17 protein-coding genes and 1 riboswitch are annotated in these 17888 nt (G+C 35.0%); of the genes, 2 read left to right on the top strand and 15 right to left on the bottom strand.

Annotated features, from left to right (window positions below):
• Nucleotides 1-125: 125 nt before the first annotated feature.
• The 3 genes from kdpA to AB1284_RS06895 form a co-directional block, all read right to left on the bottom strand.
• A complete protein-coding gene (gene kdpA / locus AB1284_RS06905; protein ID WP_429750629.1) occupies nucleotides 126-1793 on the bottom strand; it encodes a potassium-transporting ATPase subunit KdpA in 1668 nt (555 codons plus the stop codon).
• A gap of 126 nt (nucleotides 1794-1919) precedes the next feature.
• Nucleotides 1920-2059: riboswitch (cyclic di-AMP (ydaO/yuaA leader) on the bottom strand.
• 132 nt (nucleotides 2060-2191) lie between these two features.
• Complete coding sequence (locus AB1284_RS06900) at nucleotides 2192-2620, bottom strand: DUF3995 domain-containing protein (protein WP_429750631.1); 429 nt, start codon at nucleotides 2618-2620, stop codon at nucleotides 2192-2194.
• A gap of 196 nt (nucleotides 2621-2816) precedes the next feature.
• Entirely contained in the window at nucleotides 2817-4046 is a 1230-nt protein-coding gene (locus AB1284_RS06895; protein ID WP_429750633.1) for an MFS transporter, read from the bottom strand.
• 163 nt (nucleotides 4047-4209) lie between these two features.
• On the opposite strand from AB1284_RS06895, the gene AB1284_RS06890 reads away from it, so the two are divergent.
• Together AB1284_RS06890 and AB1284_RS06885 are read left to right on the top strand one after the other, a co-directional pair.
• Complete coding sequence (locus AB1284_RS06890) at nucleotides 4210-5067, top strand: MBL fold metallo-hydrolase (protein ID WP_429750635.1); 858 nt, start codon at nucleotides 4210-4212, stop codon at nucleotides 5065-5067.
• Between the two features lie 169 nt (nucleotides 5068-5236).
• The gene (locus AB1284_RS06885; protein ID WP_429750636.1) at nucleotides 5237-5728 is read left to right on the top strand and encodes a YndM family protein; all 492 of its coding nucleotides are present in this window, start codon (nucleotides 5237-5239) and stop codon (nucleotides 5726-5728) included.
• A gap of 32 nt (nucleotides 5729-5760) precedes the next feature.
• Here the strand turns inward: AB1284_RS06885 and AB1284_RS06880 are convergent, their stop codons facing one another.
• The 12 genes from AB1284_RS06880 to nhaC form a co-directional block, all read right to left on the bottom strand.
• Nucleotides 5761-6276: a DUF3231 family protein gene (locus AB1284_RS06880; protein WP_429750638.1), complete on the bottom strand. Its 516-nt coding sequence runs from the start codon at nucleotides 6274-6276 to the stop codon at nucleotides 5761-5763.
• A gap of 316 nt (nucleotides 6277-6592) precedes the next feature.
• A complete protein-coding gene (locus AB1284_RS06875; RefSeq protein ID WP_429750640.1) occupies nucleotides 6593-6805 on the bottom strand; it encodes a small, acid-soluble spore protein, alpha/beta type in 213 nt (70 codons plus the stop codon).
• A gap of 359 nt (nucleotides 6806-7164) precedes the next feature.
• Nucleotides 7165-8493, bottom strand: a complete 1329-nt coding sequence (locus tag AB1284_RS06870; RefSeq protein WP_429754338.1) for an MATE family efflux transporter — start codon at nucleotides 8491-8493, stop codon at nucleotides 7165-7167.
• A 63-nt stretch (nucleotides 8494-8556) separates the two neighbouring features.
• On the bottom strand, nucleotides 8557-8913 hold the full coding sequence (locus AB1284_RS06865) for a GIY-YIG nuclease family protein (protein WP_429750642.1): 357 nt from the start codon (nucleotides 8911-8913) through the stop codon (nucleotides 8557-8559).
• A 242-nt stretch (nucleotides 8914-9155) separates the two neighbouring features.
• Nucleotides 9156-9920, bottom strand: coding sequence for a DUF2087 domain-containing protein (locus tag AB1284_RS06860; protein ID WP_429750644.1), 765 nt, complete (start codon nucleotides 9918-9920; stop codon nucleotides 9156-9158).
• 467 nt (nucleotides 9921-10387) lie between these two features.
• Nucleotides 10388-11086 (bottom strand): ABC transporter ATP-binding protein, encoded by a 699-nt coding sequence (locus tag AB1284_RS06855; RefSeq protein WP_429750646.1) that lies wholly within the window; start codon nucleotides 11084-11086, stop codon nucleotides 10388-10390.
• On the bottom strand, nucleotides 11083-11895 hold the full coding sequence (locus AB1284_RS06850; protein ID WP_429750648.1) for an ABC transporter permease: 813 nt from the start codon (nucleotides 11893-11895) through the stop codon (nucleotides 11083-11085). Before AB1284_RS06850 ends, AB1284_RS06855 begins: the two co-directional genes overlap by 4 nt.
• A 49-nt stretch (nucleotides 11896-11944) precedes the next feature.
• A complete protein-coding gene (locus tag AB1284_RS06845; RefSeq protein ID WP_429750650.1) occupies nucleotides 11945-12463 on the bottom strand; it encodes a nitrous oxide reductase accessory protein NosL in 519 nt (172 codons plus the stop codon).
• Complete coding sequence (locus AB1284_RS06840; RefSeq protein ID WP_429750652.1) at nucleotides 12460-13737, bottom strand: right-handed parallel beta-helix repeat-containing protein; 1278 nt, start codon at nucleotides 13735-13737, stop codon at nucleotides 12460-12462. The genes AB1284_RS06845 and AB1284_RS06840 overlap by 4 nt, the downstream gene beginning before the upstream one ends.
• A gap of 186 nt (nucleotides 13738-13923) precedes the next feature.
• Nucleotides 13924-15312: a class II fumarate hydratase gene (gene fumC / locus AB1284_RS06835; protein WP_429750654.1), complete on the bottom strand. Its 1389-nt coding sequence runs from the start codon at nucleotides 15310-15312 to the stop codon at nucleotides 13924-13926.
• 282 nt (nucleotides 15313-15594) lie between these two features.
• Nucleotides 15595-15930, bottom strand: a complete 336-nt coding sequence (locus AB1284_RS06830; protein ID WP_429750655.1) for a DUF3914 domain-containing protein — start codon at nucleotides 15928-15930, stop codon at nucleotides 15595-15597.
• A 234-nt stretch (nucleotides 15931-16164) separates the two neighbouring features.
• Nucleotides 16165-17568 (bottom strand): Na+/H+ antiporter NhaC, encoded by a 1404-nt coding sequence (gene nhaC, locus AB1284_RS06825; protein ID WP_429750657.1) that lies wholly within the window; start codon nucleotides 17566-17568, stop codon nucleotides 16165-16167.
• Nucleotides 17569-17888: the final 320 nt, after the last annotated feature.

Here is a 17888-nt window from a genome sequence, read left to right as displayed (position 1 = left end):
TATGTATAGATTCCAAATTTCCTTCAACAAAAGCATATATATATACTATAATAAACCACATTAAAAATAACAAAGAAATTCATAACAAAAACGAGAGACTTATATGCCTCTCTCGTTTTACAACATTATAATATTGTTAAAAATTCAGCAATTGGCCCAAGTACAAGTACTGGTAAAAATGTTAAAGCACCTACTACAAATATCGTACCAAGTAAGATTCCTCCAAACAAGCGATTATCAGCTCGGAACGTACTAACAGTTTCAGGTACAATTTTTTTCTTTTTCATTCCAACTGCAACGGCAAGCATCGTAATGATACTGAAATAACGACCAATATACATGACAATACCTGTTGAAATATTCCAAAATGGTGTATTATCATTTAATCCCTCAAATCCAGAGCCATTATTTACAGCAGACGATGTATATTCATATATGACTTGTGTTATACCGTGAAAACTTGGATTTGAAATTGCATCTGTTCCAAAAGGTGTTGAAAAGGCAATTGCTGCGGCTCCAAGAATGAGTAATGGCTGGGATATAATTGTAATAGCAATTAATTTCATCTCTCTTCCTTCTAGTTTTTTATTAAGAAACTCCGGTGTACGTCCTACCATTAATCCAGCTAAAAATACTGCTATCATCGCATACATGATTACATTCATAAATCCAACTCCAATCCCGCCAAATACAGTTCCTAGAAGCATATTTACAAGCGGAATCATTCCCCCAATTGGTGTTAACGTATCATGTGTTGTATTTACGCCCCCTGTCCCTGAAGCGCTTGTAACAGTTGCATATAAAGCAGAAGATATCACGCCAAGACGCATTTCTTTTCCTTCCATATTTCCTTGAGAACTATCTATACCAATTTGATTTAACAGTGGATTCCCTTTCAATTCAGATATGGCAAGTATAGAGAATCCAATGATAAACAAAATCAACATCGATACAAAAAGCATCCGGCCTTGTTTCCTATTACCAACCATTCTTCCGTATACAAAAGGAAATGCCATTGGAATTAACATTTGCAGCATCATCTGGAGCACATTACTAATCATATCTGGATTTTCAAAAGGATGTGCTGAAACTGTTCCAAAAAAACCTCCGCCATTATCTCCAAGTTCTTTAATAGAAAGTAAAGACGCTACTGGTCCACGAGGAATTGCCTGCCCTGCCCCTTCCAACGTTTTTGCAATAATCGTGGAATCTAGTGTTTGCGGTGTTCCTAGCGCTAGAAAAATTAGCGATGTTACAAACGAAATTGGTAATAATACCCTTGTAATAGATTGAACAAAATCAACAAAGAAGTTACCGATTTTTTTACCTGCTAAGACACGAATAAACGTAATGCCAATCGCCATTGAAGTTGCAGGTGCTGCAAACATCATAAACGTTACCCCTGCCATTTGAGAGAAATAAGATAAATTACTTTCGCCCCCATAATGTTGTAGATTTGCATTTGTCATAAACGTGATAGCTGTATGAAATGCTAATGTCGGCTCCATTCCTGAAACGTGGTTTGGATTTAACGGCAACATGCCCTGTAATCGAAATATAGTATACACAACAAAGATAAAGAACAAATTTGTTATGATTAAGCAAAACAAATAGTGCTTCCAGCTTTGGCGATGCCCTTTAATTCCTGCGACTTTAAACAAAAATTTTTCCAATGGACCAAATACCTCTTGAAATGGTCCATTTTGCTGAAAAACATTATATATATAATCTCCCATTGGTTTTGCTACCACTACAAATAGACAAATTGTAATTAGACTTGTAAACCAATTCATTCTTTTTCTCCCCTCTGCTTCTCATACAATTATTTTCTATCATACACATCAATATTTTTTGTAAATATTTTCCATATAGGAAATAAAAGAAAACACTAGGTTGCACCTAGTGTTTTTTACACATAAGTCCCCCCTCTCAAAACGCTGACGAGGTTAGCTGTCGGATTCGGGCCTTGAGAGTAGCCCTACCTAAAAAGGATTCACCCCAAGTGACAATGCACAAAATTGGTTCCCCCGCTCCTAAGTGGATTAAGCGATATTCGGCTGTAAAATTTGCTATTTGTTTGTTAATATACTCCTCTACATTATCATTGTAAAGATAGAAAATACAGAAAAGGGAAACTATTAAATAAATTAAAAAAGAAACCCTTTATTGATAAAAGGTTTCCTTTCGCATACTAACGACCATAAACTGCCACTACAAAAGAAAGTGCAATAAACAAACAAAGCGGACTGTATAACCACGTATCATACTCTGAAAATTTTGTTCCCTTTACCTTTTTAAAGATCCCAACATACTTCATATCACCAACTGCACGCAAAAAGAAAATTCCGGCTAGAATCATACATCCCCATTTTGTGTAATGACTCGCATTCCAAAAAGACAAATATCTACTTTGAGCTAATAGAATCATAGCAAAACATAGAATGGCAAGTCCCACTACAAAAGTCCCTATTTTCCGCGGAACAAAAGCATATTCCCCGCTATCTTTTTTCATCGGAAGAACAACCTTACTTCCCCAGGTCCCACCACATGTCCAGTACATATGAATAAGGCTAATAAATACAAGGATACCAGTGCCTACAATAATTAAAAAGGATGTCATTTTATCCTCTCCCCACTTACGCTATTCTTTCTCCTCAATAATTTCGCTAACATCTAATAACTTACCTTCTATTTCTTTTATCCCGCATTAACGGACAGTAAAATCCCCACCTCAAGCTTGAGAGAGAAACGATGAAGCTAGGTGGGGGATAACTGCCCATAAAAGTCCGATTGGTCCAACGTTTAAATCCGCATTTTTATTGGGCGTTTTTCGGTTTAATGCATAGGAAAGATAATAAAGCTCCTACAAATGCTAAAAAAATTGACAGATAAAATATATAATTATCCGGCCCTTTCATTAATACAGCAAACAACGGAGGGCCTGCAGCTACTCCTACAAATCGCATTGAGCTATAAAGAGATGTAATCGATCCTCTCTGTTCCTTCTCGATTCCTTCTGTTATTAGAGCATCTAAGCTAGGAAGAGCAGCACCAATCCCAATTCCACTAATTACAAGACTTATTATAATGATGTAAATATTTTTAAAGAATATTGGAGTAATTAATGTTATTCCTAATAAGAAAAAACCAATACATATACACCACTTCATCATTATTTTCTTATCGCCAATCTTTTTTCCTGTTATATAAGAAGTAAGAGAAAGTGATGCTAACGGAATAGCTAATACGAAGCCTTTCCAAACGCCTTCTAAGTGATATCGCTTTTCTAAAATGGAAGATAAATAAAAAAGGACACCAAACAGAATGAACATAATAATGCCTCCAAGTGAAAAAATCGGAAAAAGCCAACGCCCTTTCTCGCATAAAATCAATTTTACATTTTGAAGAAAGATACGTAATGGAGGAGCTTCTTGTTTTTGTTTAGGCGGCTTCACAAAAAAGAAAATTAAAATGATGGATATTATACATAAAATCGGGATGAACCAAAAAGGAAGAAACCAAACAAACGAAGCTAGTAAGGATCCTAAAATTGGACTTAAAACCTTACCTAATGTATTCGATGTTTCGACTAGACCTAGGCCGCTGCTCACTTGTTTTTCATCTTGAAACATATCACCTACACAAGGAATAACAACAGGCATCGCTCCAGCTGAGCCAATTCCTTGAATGATCCTCCCTATTAAAATCCATATATAAGGATTTTCAAGCTTCCATGATACCCAACCTGTAATAGCTCCCCCTATAGCTGCTATCAATAAACTAGGTATAATTACTTTCTTTCTTCCCCACTTATCAGATAAATAACCCGCTATAGGAATTAAAATAATAGCAACAATAGAATAAACGGTAATGATAAGAGAAACTTGAAAATCATTAATATCTAATTTCTTTTCAATTAATGGAAGTATAGGGATTAACATGGAGTTTCCAAGTGTCATAACTAAAGGAACAGATGAAAGTGCCCATAAGCTCCATTTTTCTTTTTTGTCCATATGTGTAATATCTTCACTCCTTAAAGGCTGCATTTCAACAATATAATTTTAATTTTTAATACTAACGTTACTATTCCCAACGCCTATGTTTATATTGCACGAATATATAAAGTAAATTATTAAAATCATTTGGAAAGTTATACTTTTTTAGTAAGTCCACATAATAAAGAGAAAATGTACAAAGGGGGGATCTCTTATGGAAGAAAAATTAAATCAAGAATTAAAAAGTAGTTTTGACAATACAATATTGCCTTTAACTTCTCTTACTAGCGGAAAGAGTATAGAAGTTGCACCTCATATCTATTGTTTATGTATAAAAATTGTAAATGTATGTTTTGTAGGAAATCCTTCAAAAACAAATGAATGGATATTAATTGATACAGGAATGCCAAAATCAGCAAATCTAATTATGGAATTTGCAGAGGAAAAATTCGGGAAGGACACAAAACCAAAAGCAATAATATTAACACATGGTCATTTTGATCATGTTGGTTCTGTAGTTGAGTTAGTAAAAAAGTGGAATGTACCCGTTTATGCACATACGTTAGAAATCCCCTTTTTAACTGGTAAAAAAGATTATCCAGAACCAGATGGATCCGTAGAAGGAGGATTTGTAGCCAAAATCTCCCCTTTGTTTCCAAACGAAGGAATTAATTTAGGTGAGTATATACATGAATTACCTTTAGATGGAAGCATTCCGGATATACCTGAATGGCATTGGATACATACGCCTGGGCATACTCCTGGACACATTTCCCTATTCCGAAATACAGATAACTTCCTAATTGCCGGAGATGCATTTGTTACTGTAAAACAAGACTCATTATATAAAGTTTTAACTCAAGAAAAAGAAATGAGTGGGCCACCTAGATATCTTACTACCGATTGGCAAAAAGCTTGGGACTCAGTAAAAAAACTTCAGGAATTAAAACCTAAAGCTGTAATTACAGGGCACGGCCTTCCTATGTTTGGAAAAGAGTTGGAGGATAGTTTACAGCGTCTAGTAATGGAATTTGACAAAATCGCCATTCCTGACTACGGAAAATATATTTAAAGTAAAACTGATTGTGCTTTATAAAGGCACAATCAGTTTTTTATTTAACTTATACATTGATTTTACGCTTATAAATTCCAGTATTTTTTTAAAATTATAAACACACTCTAACATAGAGTTCTGGAAATGAAAAAAATTTTTTATTGCTACATGAAAGTGGGGGATACTAATGAAACATATTGTTGCTTTATTAATTAAATATACCGCTATTAGTGCTATATTACTCATAATATTAGGTGTATTTCAAGGCATTTCGACTCCTAGAATATTATTTATTTCATTAATAATTACAGGGGCAGCCTATTTAATAGGAAATCTATTCATCTTACCTAAGTATGGAAATACCGTTGCTACAATTGCCGATTTTGGTTTAAGCTTTTTTGGAATCTGGGTATTAACCTATCTTCTTACAAGTATCTCTCCAATTCGAAACATAACCGCAGCTTCATTTTGGACAGCTTTTCTTATTGGTGCGGCAGAAATATTTTTTCATATCTATATGAAAAAATTAGTTTTATATACAGATGATAATTCACAGCAATCATCTGTACGCCGTGATATATATGCTACTGAGTTTTCAGATGAGTATATAGATCATTCCACAATGCCAAAAGTAAATTTATCTGAAAAAAGAAAAGATATAGATGATGAATTGGAATAAAAAAAGTGGCTTTGAGCCACTTTTTTATTTTGTTAAGCTTGTTCAGAATTTCGAACGTGTAACGGTGGGGGAATTACCCAGCCTTTCTTTTTACTTAAACGCAGCAATGCTGCCCCAGCTTGTGCTTTTTTCATATGAAATTGTCCAAATAGCATGCCTACATCTTCTCGAAGGCATTTTCCTATAATTTGGCTACAAGTTACTAGTCCTGCAGCAAGACCTGCAGAAACAGCCGCTGCAATTTCTGCATCATTAATGCGAGCACCAGGCGGAATATCCTCAATAGATGCAACAGGTCTTTCTGGAGGAGCTGGCGGTAAAGCCACTCCATTTACCTTCAAAAGAGACTTTAGTTCTTCTGTTTCAGAAATCATATCGTTTTCAATTAGATTCTCTAAAAATTTCTTCAAATCTTCATCGCCTGTATGATTCATATATACTTGATGTCCAGCAATCGCTCCCTGTGTCGTAAGAAGATAACTCCAAATATCAAATACTTCTCCATAATGCAAAGGCTCATTCTGAGGATTACCACTTAATACACCCAATTTACGATACCCTCCTATAGAAAATATTATAATAAAAATTCTTTTAAGTATTAAAAATAAGCTTTTAAGTATGTTTGTTCCGGCAAAAAAGTTCTTGTAATTCATGGGAAACACCTTACCCATAATTAATACGTTTTGTTGCTTACACTAGAGTTTTCCAATATAATACTCGAAGTTGATTAAAGATTATTAACAATCTTTGAGTAAGTATGTGATTATTATGAGGACTTTCCTTACTAAGATACATATACATAAAGAAAATATATAGGATATACATGCTTTAGCTTACTGTATTTTATTATGTTTTTAACTAAAATTAACGAGTAAATCCACCACCAAGGTGTTGTTCAGCTAACGCTACTAAACGTTTTGTAATTTCACCACCAACAGATCCATTTGCACGAGCTGTTGTGTCTGCGCCAAGCTGCACACTAAACTCTTGTGCAATTTCATATTTCATTTGATCAATTGCATTTTCTGCTCCTTGAATTACTATTTGATTACGACTTCTACTTTTATTATTTGTCATGTTGTATCACCTCCTATATTTTTAATATGCTACCAATCATAAAAAACAAGTATTCCTTTTTATGGATATTTCTTCAGACTAAGCCACTACACTTTAACCAAAAACATATAAAGTAAAACTTCCATAAATAAGGGATTCCTTCATCCATCACTAATAGAAAGCCTACCCAATCGAGCATATACCAGCCATTATCTCCCACCTCTTTTCTTCGATCTTTTCTCAATCTCAAGATAGCATCTTATTGCTCAAAACAGCGGGATAAAACCCCCCCCTCTAGAATAAGCAATCTAGAGGGGGTCTTTTGTTCACATCATTATTTTTGTATCTTATTTCTATTAGCACCCATTGATACCAAACCTTTAGCTAATAAGACGTGTAATTCGCTTCTTCTTCCACGACAATCGATAGTATCCATATTGTAAAAGTAAGCTCACAATAAATGCAGCTGGATATCCAATCCATATTCCTTTTATCCCAAGGCTCGTATGATACGATAAGAAATAGGCCACTGGAACTTCCACACCCCAAATCGATATAACCGCAAAAATAGTGGGCCACAATACAGTTCCACTCGCGCGCATTGTCGCACCAATAATTTGCGCATGACCGAAAATTAAGTAACTCCATAACGTGATCATAATGAGACTATGTGCAATATCAATCGTACTCTGACTCGTTAAAAAGAGTGCTAAAATTTCTTTTGAGAACAAATAAATAAAAGAGATTAATATTCCTCCAATTACATAGTTCATAACAAGTCCCGCTCGGATTACTTTTTGCAGGCGATCAAATTGATTTGCTCCAATGGACTGCGCTGCAAATATGGAAACAGTAATCCCAAGACTCACCGCTGGCATCTGTACATAACTTGCTACTTGGTTTACTACTCCGTACGCCGCAGTTGCGTCTGATCCGAAGCGATTTACAAAGGAAATAACGGCAATCTCAGATAATGAAACGAGTATCATATTAATACTTGCTGGGATACCAAGACGTAATAACAATTTTAACAAGTCCCAATCCATGCGAAGATACTTTCGAACTGTTGCATCAAATTGCAATGGATGTTTCGTTTTTCTTAAATAAACTAACAGAATAGTAAATGTAACAATTGTTGATATAACAGAAGCATATGCTGCACCGTATACACCAAGTTTTGGCAGGCCTAACCAGCCAAAAATAAGAATAGGTAATAATGCCATATTTAGTCCTGTACTAACAATTAAAAAATAAAATGGTGTTTTAGAGTCCCCTGTCCCGCGCATAAATGTTGTATAGGCAAAGTACAAAAATAGTACTGGCATGGAAATAAACAAAACTCGTGCATAGTGAACACTTATATTAATAATATTTTCTGGCGTACCAACCAAGCGCATAATATCCATTGCGAACATACTACCCACTACCGCTAAAATCGCTCCAAGTACAAACGTAAATGTTAACGTTGTACCGACAATGGCCTTTAAACGATCTTCATTCCGAGCCCCAAAAGCCTGACCAATTAAAATCGAGCTACCAGAACCAATCCCAATTACAAATGAAATGAGTAGAAAAAACAACGGAAAGAAAGCCGAAATAGCAGCTAAATCATTAATACCAAGCCAACGTCCCACTACTACCATACCAAACAACTGTCCAAGCGACTGCAATACATTACTTAAAAGTAAAGGAATGAGAAACATAGACATAGAACGCCATATTGGTTTACTTTCTGTTCCTTCTTCATTTATTTTCAAATTTCATCTCCCCTTTTATCGAGATGCTTCGCGGTTATATCCACGCTCTCCATATGGCTTTAAACTCTCTAACCATTTCTCTTCTAGTTTCTTCAATTCTTCTTTTTCGTTAAAATATCCAGTATCTTTCTTTTTCAACACTTCTAATACTTCAAACTCAAAAGCATCTGCCCCGTATTCCTTCCAATCATCTTGCAATGCCTTATTCGTATGAGAACCCATATTAAGTAAAAGTCGTCTTCCACTCATAGTTTTTAAGTTCCCCGTACTCTCTACATACACTTTTCCGTTTTTCATATTCTTAATACAGTAAATTCCAGATTCTATTTCTGTTTCTTTATACAGTTGTTTTAATTCTTCTCTTCTATTCAATTTCCTTTCTCCTTTCACTTTATCTATATATATCTTTTCGCCATCTAAGTCACTGGTATGTTGAATTCAACAGGACCGCTACTTGGCTACTTGGCTACTTGCTCGCTCCTTCTGTTTAAAACCTGGCATGTAGTAGAAAAAGGCCCTGACCGCTTCTATGCATGGCCAGATGCTCTCGCCCATCTGAAAAGAAAGAAGGTTTTCATGTCGATTTTTTAATTTGTATTGATCTACATTATTCTCTATAATTTCACCCAGTACTTACTTCCATCTGATGTTCTATCAAGGAAACCATATTCAATTAAGTATCTTCTTAACGTGACATAATCAGGATATACATTTTCTAAAATCTCATTAACTTCTTTTTCTGTATATTTTTGATTACTATCAAACTTTTTCACTAAATGTTTCAAAATAATTAATTTTCGCTTTTGTTTCTTCGGAAATGTAGAAAGCGGTCCGTCTAATCCTTCTGTAAAATGTGATTTTAAAACTTCTTCATTCTCTGCTTCTGTAATGTTATACCGTTGATCAACCATCGTAGCTGTACGGTGAATAGGGAGAAATTTAGATTGATTCGTCGCCTTTTCTTCTGACAACTCCATAAGCGCAAGAAACACCTTTGCTTGCTTCATCTTCTCTCTTAATGTAAAACGATGATTCCGAATTGTTGATGTGCTTCCACCGTCCATTTCCTTCACAATTTCTTTATCATTTAGACCCATATGAAAGAACTGTATCATCTTCTTCTGCAAGTCTGTTAAACCTGTTAACTTCTTATCTAATGCTAATAAATAGTCGAACATAGAAGTATGTTCATTTGCGATATGAAGCTGCGCAAACTTCTCTGCTTCATAAAAAACATTTTGCTCTTGATAAATAATACCTTTCACAAATCTAGCTCCGCACGCTAAACAAATGTATTCTTCAGTTTCCTTCTCAAATACATATCCTTTTTTCAATTCTTCTACTGAAGCATTCCAAAACCATTCCGAAATATCATTCATGCTAAACAATCTCCTAAAAAGTTTATTTTAAAAACAAACAAATTATGATTTAGTTTATTTTCATTTATAATATCACAACAAAAACAAACATTTCAATGTATCGTTTGCCTATTTTCAAACAAAAATAAATAACGTTTATGTTTTATCAATGTAGTCTTACTACCCTCGAGTAGCTGGATAAACAAATACAATTTTTGTTGTTTTTTCGTTATTAAACTTTTCTTTTTTTCTCAATTAACTTGAGCATAATGAAAACAACTACTGTAGATAGGAAGACGAAGAATAATTGAAGATAGTTTAAATGAAATGATTGGTTGGAGTTGTCTAAAACTAACGCTACAACGCTCATCCACTCCGACTTATTGGACATATACAACTCTGTAAATAAATATGTTTACCTTACTTCAAATGTCCTTATTTTACCAAAAAGATTTTATTTTTTTCTGTGGTATAAAATTATTTCGGCTTCATCCCTGTCGGTGCAATTGTAACAAGTGCAGTGTTTTCTCCTCTTTACTTCCTTTATGTTCAATGCGCTTTGTCACAATCCCATCTTTCATAAACAAAATACAATCCCCTATCTCCGCTGCCACATCCATCATATGTGTTGAAAAAATAACAATTGTCCCCTCCTTCTTGATGTCCTGTAAAACCTCGACGAATGCATTGACCCAAAATGGATCCAAACCATTTGTTGGTTCATCTAATAATAATAGTTTCGGTTTCCCTAACAACGCTTGTCCAAATACTAAGCGTTGCCGCATGCCCTTCGATAAATGTTTTACAAGTTCATTCCTTTTTTCAACCAGACCTATCTTTTCTAAAATCTCTTTTATTTGTTTTTGACTTGCCTTTCGTAACACACCATAAAAAGAAAGAAACTCCTGCACTGTCATCATTTCCTGTGCATGGAAGTCATCCGGCATATATCCAATTTGCGACACGTAGGCATTTCTGTTTTCATGGAGAGTAACACCATTCAATACAATTGTCCCTTCTGTCGGCTTTGAAATACCTGCCAAGATATGAAGAAGTGTACTTTTTCCTGCACCATTCCCGCCGCATAGTACGATGCATGTTCCTCCATCTACTTGAATTGAAAAGTGAGAAAGTGCTTGTTTTGTCTTATATTGCTTTGAAACCTTTGAAACTTGCAAAAGTGTCATTGCATTTTTCTCCTTTCTAGCTTCCATGCGGAGAGAGCAAATCCTAAAATCATGTACAGCAATGTATACAAAATGAGCACTCCCCATGCCGCCCCGGATTGTAAGAAAGTGATTAGGGCATCGTATGCTTGTCCAAATATTGCACCACCGCCTAATTGAACAACAAATACGATGCGAAGCAATTCAGCTGGATTGATAAACAAAGCTATTTTTAGAAGCACAGCAATCATCGGATACGGAACAAAGCTAAGAACAGCGATAAGCGCAGTTGGCCAAATCATAATGAAGAAAAACCACACCCCTACAGATATCGTTAGTGCCTGCCATCTTGTTACGACAAAAGAACCTATCACGAAACCGATTATTAGGAAGAAAAGCATTAATACTATTGAGAATACATAAAGAGCCAGCACCCATTTGATAGATAACGCACTTCCACTAATTAGGCCAATTATGAGACTTATACCATAACTAAGTGTAAAAATAATAAGCTGCGCTGCAAGTTGTCCGAATGCTTTTCCCATTACGTAAGCAACACTAGAAACGGGATACGTACTTAATAACCGCCACTGTCCGTTTTCCATTTCATTGGCAACAGAAAAAGAACTGATAATCAGCATAAATAACGGTATAATATACAGCACTAAATTCGCCATTGTGCCTGTCATATTTGCGTATCCTGTTATTGTAGGTGTATTTCGCTCTAGTAAAAATAATAAAGACAAAACACTCGTCCATAGGATTACAAATGTATAAGATGAACGTTGTCTTATCGTGATCCGCCACTCAGATTGCCAAATGTGCCACATACAATCCCTCTTTCCGTAAAAAAAGACAACCGAACGGTTGTCCTTCTTATTAATGTGAATGATTCATATCCTTTTTCTTGCCATTCTCTTCTTTTATTTTCATCATCATATCCATGTTCTTTTTCCATTCATGCTTTTCCAAATCTTTTGCCGTTAACACTTCACCTTTATTTTTAGATACAAAGCTTTCCGCATCTTTTTTGTCTTTGAAAGAAATCACATTATAAGCCATCGGTGTTTTAATATCTTTGTCATAAACATAAGTCGCTTTCTCTACTTCAACCCACTCTTTTGTATTGTAATCACGTACAAATTTTGCTTGCAACTTTTCATTCTTGTTTTTATCCATCCATTTGTACATACAGCCAATATCATCAAATTTTAATGATTTACCGTTTTCAAGAATTACTTCTGTTCCAAATTGATCGTTCGTCACAGCCATATTACAATTGGCACATTTATCAGTTTTCTCGTCAATTGCTACTGGCTTAACTTCCTTTTTTCCGCAGCCAACTACTGTCAATAAAAGAGCTGCAACTATTGTAATGAGTAAACCTTTCCATTTCATCTTCTTTTCCTCCCAATTTTAAATAAAGTGATACTTATTGCTAACATACTCACACTAATCATTCCGATTTGCATCTTAAATGAAGAATTGTTTTCTACCTTCTTACCTCTAATTGTCATCGCAGGTTCATAATCAGTTAAAACTTGATTTTCAGGACTTTTCAATAATGTTTGGAGTACAAGCATACCAGGTGCTTGGAAAAACAGCTGATATTCAGGGACTTCATTTGTTAGTGTTAGAAAAAATGGATCTGCTCTGTATGGTATGCTGCTCATACCATTTCCCTTTGTATCCAGTTTCAAGGATGCGTCCCAATAATTATGTATAATTTTGTTTCCATTGCTGTTTATCGCTTGAGACTCATTTACATTTCCGATAAAGACATTGTCAGACACATTATTTTCATTCGCATTTTTAAATTGCATGCCAATAAAATTTCCGTTTACTTCATTATCTGAAATACGGTTGTTATTCGCATTTTCCACATACATTCCAACACGATTATAAGAAATTCGATTATCAATCGCTTCTGTTTTCTCTGTATCGTACAGCAATAATCCCTGTGCATTGACATTACGGTTATTAAAACTGAAGTCATTCTTTTTAATTGTTGTTTCTTTTGTTCCCATCACCATAGCCCCTGTAATATTGTGATGAGACTTGTTATTCTGTACGGTAATGTGATTAGAAAACATAATATGTACGCCATAACGAGAATTTCTGATAGCATTTTGAGTTACTCGGTTAAAATGACTATTTTCTATATAAATGCCATCTCTTACTCTATCAATCTCGACTCCTTGAATCATATTATTATTTGATTCCCATAAATCGATTCCGTTTCCTTTAGAATCTCCTCTAATAAAACTATCTTCTACAACCGTATCACTGGCCTCGTTACATTTAATTCCAAACTGCTTCGTGTAGATTCGCAGATTGTGCAACCTATGATTCTTACCAGTGACACGAATCGCTTCCGTGTCTTTCACATTGCTGCATTGTTCTACATTTATATGCTTCAATGTGACAGATTGTCCTCTTATCGTAATAGCAGGATCTTTACTACAAGAACGAACGGTAACCTCCCCCATTCCTTCCAAGGTAATTGGCCTTGAAAGAACGATTGTTTCATTATAAATACCATTTGGGATTTTTACGATTCCATATTCAGGAGCAGCGTTAATTTGAGATTGTAGCGTATCTTGTGCGTGAGTATGTAATGACAAACTCAAAAACAGTATACAAAAGAGAAAAAAAACTCGAGTTATTTTCATATAACAATCCCTTTTTCTTATTAATTAAGTCGACCTACATGAAGGATAACAAACAATTGTGTGGAATTTATGAAGTAATTTTGTATTTTTTAACAAAAAAGAGAACTTTTGTACTTATTGGATCTCATGATAGAAAAAATAATAGGATCCCCTCGCGAGAATCCTATCCTTTATAGAGCATTTCATTCATTCCTTCGGCTCAATCATCTTCCTCGGATCTACAATTTCATCAAATTGTTCCTCTGTTAATAATCCTGATTGCATTGCTGCCTCTTTCAATGTTAATCCTTCTTTATGTGCATGCTTCGCAATTTTCGCTGCATTTTCATAACCGATATGTGGGTTTAAGGCTGTTACAAGCATTAACGAGTTATTTAAGTGCTGCCCAATAATTTCTTCATTTGCTTCAATACCTACTGCACAATGATCGTTAAATGAAACGATTGCATCTGCTAATAATCTAGCTGATTGCAAAAAGTTATACGCAATAACCGGTTTAAAGACGTTTAATTCGAAGTTTCCTTGACTTGCCGCAAAGCCAATTGTTGCATCATTTCCCATTATTTGCGCTGCAACCATCGTTAAAGCTTCACTTTGTGTTGGATTTACTTTCCCTGGCATAATAGAGCTCCCTGGCTCGTTTGCTGGAATCGTAATTTCACCAAGACCACTGCGCGGACCACTTGCAAGCCAACGTACATCGTTTGCAATCTTCATTAAGTCAGCAGCTAACGCTTTTAAGGCACCGTGCGTATAGACAACTTCATCATGACTTGTTAACGCATGAAATTTATTTGGCGCTGATACAAATTGTTTGCCTGTAAAATTACTAATTTCTCCTGCAACCATATCACCAAATTTCGGATGAGCATTAATCCCTGTTCCAACCGCAGTACCACCAATTGCGAGTTCTTTCATATATGTACTGCTTTCAATAATCATCCGTTCTGTTTTTTCAAGCATACGATGCCAGCCGCTTACCTCTTGTCCTAACGTTAACGGCGTCGCATCCTGTAAATGAGTACGACCAATTTTAATAATATGTGAAAATGCGTTTATTTTTTCTTTTAGGGTTTCTTTTAATTTTTCTACTGCCGGTAATACTTGTTCTTCTACTGCAATAACACAAGCAACGTGAAGTGCTGTTGGAAACGTATCATTTGAACTTTGGGACATGTTCACATCATCATTTGGATGAATATGCCCCTCAAGTCCTTTTTCTTTTAAAATTTGATTCCCGCGGTTTGCGATTACTTCATTCACATTCATGTTAGACTGTGTACCACTTCCTGTTTGCCAAACAACAAGTGGAAAATGTGTATCCCATTTTCCTGCTAAAATTTCATCCGCCGCCTCTACAATTACAGTTGCTTTTTCTTCTGATAGCTTTCCTAATTTTTGATTACTAATCGCTGCACCTTTCTTTAAAATTGCAAATGCCCGCACAATTTCAATCGGCATACGTTCTGTTCCAATCGGAAAGTTTTCCTTACTGCGCTGCGTTTGTGCTGCCCATAATTTATCAGCTGGAACTTTCATTTCTCCTAAAGTATCTCTTTCCATTCTATATTTCATCGTTTCATCTCCTTACAAATGAATTAACTTCATATTTATTGTATCAAAAACAAACTCTAAATGATAACCACTCTCACTAAGGATGATCAATATTTATTTTTATATACTCTATCATGGATTCTCTAATGATCCTAATTGACCAAGAACTTTCTCATTTTTTATTTAGATTATTCTAAGCACAAGCAACTATTGCTATATCGATAAAAAAAGGATAGATACAAGCAGAGGACTTCTGCATGTTCTATCCTTTTTGTACGAAAATAAACCCTGTCATCATAATTTTTAAAACTTTTCTTTATCGTTTGTTCCGCGTACGGAAATTGCTACATCCGAATCTTTTTCTTTTTCAAGACGAATTCTCTTTAAAATTTCTAAAATCATCTGTACAGAAAGTCCTTGTTTTTTCAACATTGCTATTAAATCAAGTTCCGAAAATTTATGAGTGGATTGTGCAGCATAACTCTTTTGTTCCTCAGATTCATTTATATCAAATCGAATTAACCCATCTTCTTTTTTCTTCTCAGTAGCCTTCGAACTTTCATCTATATTTTCTAAACGATTTACATGTACATTTTTAGATAACCCTTGTAATACATTTTGGCTTGAACTAATCTTCATTAAAATCACTCTTTCTCTATATAAATATACATTAATTATACCACGCAAAATTGGATAATATATCCTTATATGGAACAAAACTAAGATAACAGTCAACAAATTTATGACATTTGATGAAAACGAAACAAAGCAAGATGCATTCCAATCTGCGACCGTTACAGTGATTGAAAATTAATATAATCCTTTAATAAAAAAATCATCCCCTGCTATAAGCAAAAGGATGATTTTTTCATACTATGATACTTGCTTGCTTTTCTCCACATCATCTACATACCAAATGAATTTACCAGTATATCCGTAAATAACAGCGAGCGCTAACGATACAAAACTCAGCCACATAAACGGAAGGTAAGATAGCGTTGAAACGCCTAAAATACCGGCCATAAATATACCATTATCAGACCATGGAACCATCCCCGATGTTAGTGTTCCACCAACTTCTGAGTTACGTGCTAAAATGCGGCGATCTAGTTTTAATTTATCATAGCTTTCTTCCATAATTTTTGGCGTTAAAATTAGAGATACATACATCGCACAGCCAAATACATTTGCTAAAAATGCAACAATTAAAGTCGAAAGTGTTACATTACCTGCTGAGGTTAATTTTTTCTCAAACTTCGAAACAATAACTTTCAAAACACCAAGCTTTTCTAGTAACCCACCAAAACCAAGTCCGAAAATAATGACGGCAACTGAGCCGAGCATTCCTTCAATTCCACCACGATTTAATAACTTATCAATGAAATCGATTCCAGAATCAATAGAAAATCCTTTATAAGCTGTTCCAATCGCTTCTCCAAAAGGCATACCTTGGAACAAAGCGGCCCAAATGGCACCAAGAAGTGCCCCCATTGCAATTGTTGGCATAGATGGACGTTTCATCGCTAAAAGTATGATTACAATTACTGCTGGAACGAGCATCCATATGTGAATATCAAACTGCTTTAGTAAAGATGCCTTTAGAAAATCTACTTTTTCTAAATCTACATTCTTACCGCCATATATCCATCCTGCAAATGTAAACATAATACCCGTAATAATATAAGCTGGAATATCTAAATATAACATTGCACGAACATGCGCAATAACATCCACCTTCGCCATAGAAGCTGCAAGTACTGTGCTATCGGATAATGGTGATAACTTATCTCCAAAATATGCACCGGACAGAACTGCACCTGCTACAAGAGGAAGTGGTAATCCAAGTCCTTCTCCAATTGCCATCATTGCAATACCAGCTGTACCTACCGTTCCCCAAGAAGTACCTGTTGCGATGGATGTAATAGAACAAATAATTAATGTTGCTAATAGAAAGATACTTGGGTGAATAAATTCTAAACCATAGTAAATAAGTGTTGGTACAACACCGCCAGCAATCCAAGTTCCAATAAGAGCACCAACCGCTACTAATATTAAAACTGCTTCAAGTCCATTGGAGATTCCTTTCGTAATTGCCTCTTGTAATTCTTGATAGCGAAACCCAAGTCTTAGTCCAAGTGCAATGACAAGAAACCATGAAATAAATAGAGCAAGCTGAATCGGTAAATCAAAAATTGCCTGAAACGAAAAGACAACACTAAGAAACAACATTAAAAGAATGATAATTTCTAGCATCGATGGTAATCTTACGCTTTTCAAAATTCTTCTCTCCTTATGAAGTAATAACTTGATGCATGTCGTTCAGTTGTTTTACATAAACATAAATATTCATATTATTCCGATTTGTTTTTTTAGTATAATAAATAAAACGACTTTTTCATTGTAAAAGTACAGGCTTTATTTCGCAATGATAATTTGAAAAAATACATTATTTTTTCAAATTATCATTGCGAAATAAATTGAAACTTCCATCAACGTTTTTATACTTCACCTTTCTTCTTTACTTCTCTCTGATTCTTGAGGTGGGAGTCTTCAAGAATAGCGGGATAAATTTCTCAGTAAAAAACTGTTGAGAATCT

This window comes from Bacillus sp. S2(2024) (assembly GCF_050474045.1).
GTDB lineage: Bacteria > Bacillota > Bacilli > Bacillales > Bacillaceae_G > Bacillus_A > Bacillus_A yunxiaonensis.
The sequence above is the reverse complement of the archived record's forward strand: the minus strand, read 5'-3'. Positions and strand labels throughout refer to the sequence as shown.